The sequence below is a fragment of the Paenibacillus sp. MMO-177 genome (genome assembly GCF_037147795.1).
Lineage (GTDB): Bacteria > Bacillota > Bacilli > Paenibacillales > Paenibacillaceae > Pristimantibacillus.
The window spans coordinates 1-304 of the sequence record NZ_JBBCUR010000041.1 but is presented as its reverse complement, the minus strand read 5'-3'; the positions used below and the strand labels follow the sequence as shown (position 1 = coordinate 304).

1 rRNA gene is annotated in these 304 nt (G+C 51.0%); it reads left to right on the top strand.

What is annotated here, in order from left to right:
• Window positions 1-203: 203 nt before the first annotated feature.
• Window positions 204-304: ribosomal RNA gene (gene rrf / locus WFK81_RS30810) — 5S ribosomal RNA — on the top strand; the annotation flags it as partial.

The window sequence follows — 304 nt, the reverse complement described above, 5'->3', positions numbered from 1 at the left end:
TATCGGAAGGTGCGGCTGGATCACCTCCTTTCTAAGGAATACCCGATCACGATGATGATCGGATAAATAGGCAGGATATCGCAGCTCGTTGTCAGTTTTGAAAGAACAATTGGATTACCCCAAAAAGTGAAGATAAGCTTTGCAGCTGATTCCGATTACTTTCCGGGGGCCCCAAAGACCTTTCAATTGAATAAAGTCATCCGTTTGGTGGCGATGGCGGAGGGGAACCACGCGTTCCCATACCGAACACGACCGTTAAGCCCTCCAGCGCCGATGGTACTTGGACCGCAGGGTCCTGGGAGAG